This window comes from Ochrobactrum sp. C6C9 (assembly GCF_022627935.1).
In the GTDB taxonomy this organism is placed as follows: Bacteria; Pseudomonadota; Alphaproteobacteria; order Rhizobiales; family Rhizobiaceae; genus Brucella; species Brucella teleogrylli.
In genome coordinates this window covers 1-275 of record NZ_JABXGB010000126.1, presented here as the reverse complement: position 1 = coordinate 275, position 275 = coordinate 1, and the positions used below count along the sequence as shown (strand labels likewise).

The window sequence follows — 275 nt, the reverse complement described above, 5'->3', positions numbered from 1 at the left end:
ACCATGTACTGGCCGAGCGCGTTGTCGCGGAACGCCACCACGAAGTTGTCGAGGGTGAACGACTGCGGGAAGGCGGTCGGCGGCGACTGCCCGATCTCGGACGCCGGCTTGAGCGACGTCGACACGAGCCAGTACAGCGGCAGCGCCGTGAGCACCGCGATGACGACACCACTGACGTTGACGGTGTTGACCCACTTCCGCCAGCCCTTGCGGACGCGTTGACGGGGCATCAGGCATCCCCTCCCTTCGCCTGGTTCCGGAACGCCCGGAGGAAC

At 66.9% G+C, this 275-nt stretch carries 1 pseudogene; it reads right to left on the bottom strand.

Features of this window, described 5'->3' with window-relative positions:
* Window positions 1-230, bottom strand: a pseudogene (locus HWD97_RS24350) (hypothetical protein); the annotation flags it as partial.
* Between the last annotated feature and the right edge of the window lie 45 nt (window positions 231-275).